We start from the raw sequence: 6251 nt of genomic DNA, 5'->3' as shown, positions 1-6251 counted from the left end.
GCAGGCCATCGCGAAGCGACGCGACCGCAGGGAGCGCCCTTGAGGGGCCGGCCCGACACGGAGAGACCATGGGACTGACGGGAAACCCCCAAACCTTCTCTGATCGGGTCCCACTGGCACGCGCCCCCCTAGCCACCGCTCCACCTTCGAGATCCCGCCCCGCCGCTACATGCCCCCGAAGCCACCGCCCCGCTGGCCGAGATCCCGCCCCGCCGCCACCCGCCCCCGAAGCCCAGCCTCACCCTCCGCAGCCCCTCCCATCCCAGCTCAACCCACCCCCACCCCCGAAAACCTCTGGCGCCCCGGACGGCTTCACTGCAAGATCGGGCGGTGATTCCTTCTCATGATGTGGACGGGCCCGTCGACGGCCCCGCCGTGGTCCTGTTGCACTCCTCCGTCTGTGACCGTCGTATGTGGGAGCCGCAGTGGCGGCCCTTGGTCGAGGCCGGGTTCCGGGTGGTCCGGCTGGACTTCCGGACCTGTGGGGACTCCCCCGCCGCCGAGGCCCCGTACAGCGACGAGGGCGACGTACGGGCCCTGCTGGACCACCTCGGCATAGAACGGGCCGCGCTGGTCGGGAGCTCGTACGGTGGCCGGGTCGCCCTGCACGTGGCCGCGCTGCACCCGGAGCGGGTGGCCTCGCTGTTCCTGCTCTGCCCCGGCCGTCCCGGTCATCAGCCGAGCCCGGAGCTCCGCAAGTTCGGCGCCGCCGAGGACGCCCTGCTGGAGGTGGGCGACCTGGCCGGCGCGGTCGAGCTCAACGTCGACACCTGGCTCGGTCCGGATGCCGACGCGGCGGCGCGGGACCTCGTACGGGCCATGCAGCTGCGGAACTTCGAGGTCGGCCTGGCCGTCACCGAGCAGCACGAGCTCCCCGAGCCCGCGATCGACCTGTCCGCCGTCACCGCACCCCTCCTGGTCCTCGGCGGCGCCCACGACGTCCCGGACTTCCGCCGCATCGCCGCCGAGCTCCCTGCGCTCGTCCCGGGCGCCCGTCACCGTGAGCTGCCCTGGGCGGGTCACCTTCCCTCCCTGGAGCGCCCCGAGGAGGTCACCGGCCTGCTCCTGGACTTCCTGACGCGCCCCTGACCCGGACCGCCGAGACCGCCCCTGCCTGACCGCCGAGCCGCGCCCCCGGGGGAGGACCCTGGGGGCCCGCTCCGCCGCCGAGGCCCGGCGCCGCCTCCGGCTTTCCTCCCGTGGGCCGGGGTGACCTCCAGCAACTACGACACCGATCTGCGCTCCAAGGCCGGCGCGCACGCGAGCGCCGTGATCCCGGTCTGCGTCATCGTCGACCGGCAGCACCAGCGGATCCGCGTACTGACCGACCCTCAGAACGGCGACTACGCCAGCCACCGCGTCCATGCGCCCGGCGAGCTCGCCCCCTCCCCGACTCCCTCAGGGCCAAGGTCACCCTGGACGTCGAAGAGCTGCTGGCGGCGGGTCGGCCGCAGGACCGCAACCGCAAGCAGGGCTCTCCACCGGCGGCCGAGGCCTGAGACGGGGCTTCGGCCGCCGGCGCGCACATTCGCTTGAACCTGTTCAAAAGTAGGACTACAGTCAGTCCTGCCAACGAGTTGAACACGTTCAAGGGGGCTGAGGGCTATGGACCTCACCGTGGTTGCGTACGTCATCTACCTGCTCATCAGCATCGCGCTCACCGTCTGGGTCGCCCGTACGCTCAGCCGTAACGGCCGCGTCTTCATCGGCGACGTCCTGCAGGGGAACGAGAAGCTCGCCGACGCCGTCAACCAGCTCCTGGTGGTCGGCTTCTACCTCGTGAACATCGGCTTCGTGACGCTCTACCTGCGCTCGGGCGAGGACATCCTGCGGGCCCGCGACCTCTTCGAGGCGCTGTCGGTCAAGCTCGGCGTCGTCCTGCTGGTCCTCGGCGTCATGCACCTCGGCAACGTGTGGGTGCTGAACAAGATGCGCCGCCGCGGGCTCATGGAGCGCAACCAGACTCCGCCGGTCGCCCCGCAGGGGTGGACCGCGCCGGCCGGGGCCTGACCCGTGGCTGCCGCGGGGGTGGTCCGCTCGCTGACGGTCCTGTACGACGCCAACTGCCCGCTCTGCGTGCACATCCGGCACTGGCTCAGCACCCAGCACCAGCTGGTCCCGATCGCCTTGGTCCCCGCCGCGTCCTTCGAGGCGCACCGCCGCTTCCCGCGGCTCGACCACGCGTCGACGCTGCGGGAGATCACGGTGGTCGGGGACCGGGGCCACGTGTGGACCGGCACCGACGCCTTCATCATGTGCCTCTGGGCGCTGACCGAGCACCGGCCGAGGGCCAACTGGCTTTCCACACCAGCCGGTCGGCCGTTCGCCAGGGCGGCCATGTACGCGGCGGCGAAGTGGCGTCAGGCGGTCCGGACCGAGGGGGCGCAGGACCCGGCCTGTGACGACCACTGCTCCGTCCCCCGATAGGCTCATCCACCGTGACTGATCAGAAGGCTCCCAAGAGCGAGCAGACCCGCACGCTCATCCTCGAAACCGCGCTCCGACTCTTCCAGGAGCGGGGTTTCGACAAGACGACGATGCGGGGTATCGCGAAGGAGGCCGGTGTCTCGGTCGGCAACGCCTATTACTACTTCGAATCGAAGGAACACCTGGTCCAGGGGTTCTACGACCGGATCGGCGCCGCTCACCAGGCGGCGGTCCGGCCCATCCTGGACAGCGAGACCGATCTGCAGAAGCGGCTCGCGGGCGTACTGACGAGCTGGATGGACATCGCAGCCCCCTACCACGAGTTCGCGTCCCAGTTCTTCAAGAACGCGGCGGACCCAGAGAGTCCGCTCAGCCCGTTCTCACCGGAATCGGAACCCGCCCGCCAGGCGGCGATCGCCATCCACCGCGAGGTGCTGGCGGGGGCGAAGACCAAGGTGCCGGCCGAACTGGAGGACGTACTGCCGGAGCTGATGTGGCTCTCGCAGATGGGCCTGGTCCTGTACTGGGTCTTCGACCGTTCGCCGAACAGCGAGAAGACGCGGCGGCTCGCCGACCGCGGCGCGCAGTTGACGACGCGGGGCATCGTGCTGGCCCGGTTCCGGGTGCTGCGGCCGCTGGTGCGGGAGGTGCACGAGCTGTTCTCGGACTTCCTGCCGGGCATGGCCCAGACGGCGGCCTCCCGCAAGAAGGCCTCCGACCCGGACCCCGGGACCCCCTGACAGTCCCTAGAGCCAGTCGAGCTCCCACAGGCGCCAGACGCCGGTGCCGTCGGAGAGGTACTGGGCTCCGGTGACGGCCTCGCGGGACATGACGTAGTCCTTCTTCTGCCAGATCGGCAGCATCGGGACCTGCTGGGCGACCAGCGTCTGGAGCTCGCGGAAGTCGGCGGCGGCCTCGCTGCGGTCCGAGTGGGACTGGGTACGGGAGATCAGGGCGTCGACGTTCTTGTCGGAGAAGCCGTTGTTCATGGAGGAGTCGGCGCCGACGAGCGGGGCGATGAAGTTGTCCGCGTCCGGGAAGTCGGCGATCCAGCCGATGGTGTAGGCGTCGAACTCGCCCGCAGCGTAGGCCTTCTGGAAGTCGCTCCACTGCTCGACCGGCTTGATCGTCAGCTGGAAGAGGCCGGTGGCCTCCAGCTGCTGCTTGAGCTCCTCGGCCTCCGGGAGGTTCGCTCCGCGCGTGTTGACGCCGAGGGTGACGGCGACCGGGGTGGTGATCCCGGCGTCCTTGAGGAGCTTCTTGGCGGTGGCTCCGTTGGGCGTCGGGTAGGTGTCGAAGAACGGCGTACCGTGCGAGGCGATGCCCGCCGGGACGAGGGAGTAGAGCGGGGTGACCGTGCCCTTGTAGACCTCGCTCGCCAGCCTGGAGCGGTCGAGGGCGGCGGCGACGGCCTGCCGGACGGCGGGCGCGGCGGTGGTGGAGCCGGGGCGGACGTTGAAGACCATGGACCGGGTCTCGGTGCCGCCGGAGGCCTGGTAGCGGGTGTCCTTCAGGCCCGGGTTGAGGGCCGCGAGCACCTCCGGGGGCATCTCCCGGTGGGCGACCTCGACGTCGCGGTCCTTCCAGGCCCGGTCGAGCTGGGCCGAGTCCTTGAAGTACTTGACGGTGACGGGCCCGTTGGCGGGCTTGGCCTGGCCCTTGTACGAGGTGTTGGGCTTGAGCTCGACGCTCGCGCCCGCCTTGTACGCGGCGAGCGTGTACGGGCCGGAGCCGTCGACCTTACCGCCCTCGCGCAGGGCCTTGGCCGGGTACTTCTCCTGGTCGACGATCGAGGCGGCGCCCGTCGCGATCTTGAAGGGGAAGGTGGCGTCGGGGGTGGAGAGGTTGAAGGTGACCGTGCGGTCCTCGGCCTTGACCGACTCCAGGGTGTTGAACAGCGGGGCCGGACCCTGTTCGGAGTTGATCTCCTTGATCCGGTCGAAGGAGTGCTTGACGTCCTGCGCGGTCATCGCGCGGCCGTTGGAGAACTTCACCTCGGGGCGCAGCTCGCACTGGTACGTGGTGAGCTTCTGGCCGACGAAGTTGCAGGAGGAGGCGGCGTCCGGTGCGGGGGTGTCGGCGCCGGGCTTGATGGTCAGCAGGGACTGGTAGACGTTGCTGAACAGCGCCCAGGAACCCGCGTCGTACGCCCCGGCGGGGTCGAGGGAGGAGACGACGTCGCTCGTCCCGACCCGGATCGCCCCGCTGCCGTTGCCGTCCCCGGGCAGCAGCTGCCAGGCGCCCACGCCGGCGAGGCCGAGCACCAGCCCGGCCGCGATGATCTTCGAGCGGACAGACCGCATCCCGTGACCCCACCCATGTACCGGAGACAGCACTCCACTGTCCGATTACCGGTCATCCCATCACGGAATTTCAGCCACCGGAAGGGCCGTTCCTCGATGGCCCATGGGCTGCCCGTTTGGCTGCCGGTTGCCGGTCCATTGGCGGTCCATTGGCGGTGATGCCAGGTCAGGCCTGATATGAGGCGAGTTCCACCACGGTGATGTCGGAGGGCGCCCCGACCCGGACCGGAGGTCCCCAGGCGCCCGCGCCCCGGGACACGTAGAGCTGGGTGTCCCCGTACCGCTCCAGACCGGCGAGCGTGGGATTGGCGAGTTCGGCGAGGTAGTTGCCCGGCCAGAGCTGCCCGCCGTGGGTGTGCCCGGAGAGCTGGAGGTCGACGCCGTGCCGGACGGCGTCGTGGATGACGACCGGCTGATGGGCCAGGAGGACGGCGGTGCGCGCCCGGTCCCGGTCGCCGAGGGCCGCCGCGAAGTCGGGGCCCTGCCCCTCGGTCTCCCCGGCGATGTCGTTCACGCCGGCCAGGTCGAAGTGCGGCAGCGCGCGGCGGGCGTTCTCCAGGGGCGTCAGGCCGAGCTCGCGGACGTGGTCGATCCACGGCTGCGCACCGGAGAAGTACTCGTGGTTGCCGGTGACGAAGAACGAGCCGTGGCGGGCGCTGAGCCCGCGCAGCGGTTCGGCGGCGGGCCCGAGGTCCTGGACGGAGCCGTCGACCAGGTCGCCGACGACGGCGATGAGGTCGGGCTGGGTGCGGTTGACGGCGTCGACGATGCGCTGGGTGTGGGCGCGGCCCAGGACCGGGCCCAGGTGGACGTCGCTGACGACGGCGATCCGGAAGCCGTGGGCCGCGCGGGGCAGCTTGGCGAGGGGGACCTGGACCCGCTTGACGCTCGGGCCGCGCAGGACCCCGTACGCCCCGTTCCCGACGGTGGCCACGGCCACGGCGGCGGCCGCCCCGCCGACCGTTCGCGCGACGAACCGGCGGCGGCTCAGCGGCAGCCCGGCGGGGGCGCCCGCCTCGGAGCCGGAGCCGGAACCCGAGCCGGTTCCGGAGCCCTGCGGGGCGTCGGCCGGGGCCTGCTCCGGGGCCGCTACCGACCCCGGTTCGGCTCCGGCCGGGGCCGCCTCCAGGCCCGGCTGCGCCGCGCCCGCGACCGCGGCGACGGGCGCGAGGGCGGCGGCCTCCGGGGTGCCCGCGGAAGTGTCCCGGTGGGCCAGACGGCGGAGCAACAGCGCGCGGATCGGCTCCGCCACCAGCATCGTCAGGGTCAGGTAGAGGAGCACCGCCAGCCAAAGGTACCCCGGCCAGGCCACCGTCTGCTGGAGCCAGAACGGGGCACCGGCGCGGCCCGCGGTCAGGGCGGCCACAGAGAGGAGGGGCAGGGCGATGGCCAAGGCCGTGCCGATGCGCCGGGCCAGGCGGCCCGGCGTCGTGGTGTCCCGGACCAGGCGGATCCAGAGCCAGCGGTGCACGAGGACCAGCAGGGCGAGGACCGACAGCGCGACCAGCGCGAAGACCACGA

Annotated in this window: 7 protein-coding genes; 5 read left to right on the top strand and 2 right to left on the bottom strand. The window is 71.5% G+C overall.

Going from position 1 to position 6251, the window contains the following annotated elements; translation table 11 throughout:
• Window positions 1–330: 330 nt before the first annotated feature.
• The 5 genes from AB0D94_RS33360 to AB0D94_RS33340 all read left to right on the top strand — a co-directional run bounded on the left by AB0D94_RS33360 (window position 331) and on the right by AB0D94_RS33340 (window position 3167).
• Window positions 331–1089, top strand: coding sequence for an alpha/beta fold hydrolase (locus tag AB0D94_RS33360; RefSeq protein WP_362059979.1), 759 nt, complete (start codon window positions 331–333; stop codon window positions 1087–1089).
• A gap of 120 nt (window positions 1090–1209) precedes the next feature.
• The gene (locus AB0D94_RS33355) at window positions 1210–1536 is read left to right on the top strand and encodes a Uma2 family endonuclease (RefSeq protein WP_362059975.1); all 327 of its coding nucleotides are present in this window, start codon (window positions 1210–1212) and stop codon (window positions 1534–1536) included.
• A 69-nt stretch (window positions 1537–1605) separates the two neighbouring features.
• Window positions 1606–2010, top strand: a complete 405-nt coding sequence (locus tag AB0D94_RS33350; RefSeq protein WP_362059972.1) for a hypothetical protein — start codon at window positions 1606–1608, stop codon at window positions 2008–2010.
• 3 nt (window positions 2011–2013) lie between these two features.
• Window positions 2014–2427 carry a DCC1-like thiol-disulfide oxidoreductase family protein gene (locus AB0D94_RS33345; RefSeq protein ID WP_362059969.1) on the top strand — a complete coding sequence of 138 codons (414 nt, stop codon included), beginning with the start codon at window positions 2014–2016 and terminating at the stop codon, window positions 2425–2427.
• 11 nt (window positions 2428–2438) lie between these two features.
• Window positions 2439–3167, top strand: coding sequence for a TetR family transcriptional regulator (locus AB0D94_RS33340; protein WP_362059966.1), 729 nt, complete (start codon window positions 2439–2441; stop codon window positions 3165–3167).
• Window positions 3168–3173: 6 nt separating this feature from the next.
• Here AB0D94_RS33340 and AB0D94_RS33335 read toward each other — a convergent pair whose 3' ends face one another.
• Both AB0D94_RS33335 and AB0D94_RS33330 read right to left on the bottom strand, forming a co-directional pair.
• Window positions 3174–4730: an ABC transporter substrate-binding protein gene (locus tag AB0D94_RS33335; RefSeq protein ID WP_362059963.1), complete on the bottom strand. Its 1557-nt coding sequence runs from the start codon at window positions 4728–4730 to the stop codon at window positions 3174–3176.
• Window positions 4731–4896: 166 nt separating this feature from the next.
• The gene (locus AB0D94_RS33330) at window positions 4897–6249 is read right to left on the bottom strand and encodes a metallophosphoesterase (RefSeq protein ID WP_362059984.1); all 1353 of its coding nucleotides are present in this window, start codon (window positions 6247–6249) and stop codon (window positions 4897–4899) included.
• Window positions 6250–6251 lie beyond the last annotated feature (2 nt).

Source organism: Streptomyces sp. NPDC048255, from assembly GCF_040652415.1.
In the GTDB taxonomy this organism is placed as follows: Bacteria; Actinomycetota; Actinomycetes; order Streptomycetales; family Streptomycetaceae; genus Streptomyces.
The sequence above is the reverse complement of the archived record's forward strand: the minus strand, read 5'-3'. Positions and strand labels throughout refer to the sequence as shown.

Bases quoted from the DNA above. Each gene is read 5' to 3' on its own strand.
- AB0D94_RS33350 (WP_362059972.1), top strand. From the start codon at position 1,606: ATGGACCTCACCGTGGTTGCGTACGTCATCTACCTGCTCATCAGCATC.
- AB0D94_RS33335 (WP_362059963.1), bottom strand. From the start codon at position 4,730: ATGCGGTCTGTCCGCTCGAAGATCATCGCGGCCGGGCTGGTGCTCGGC.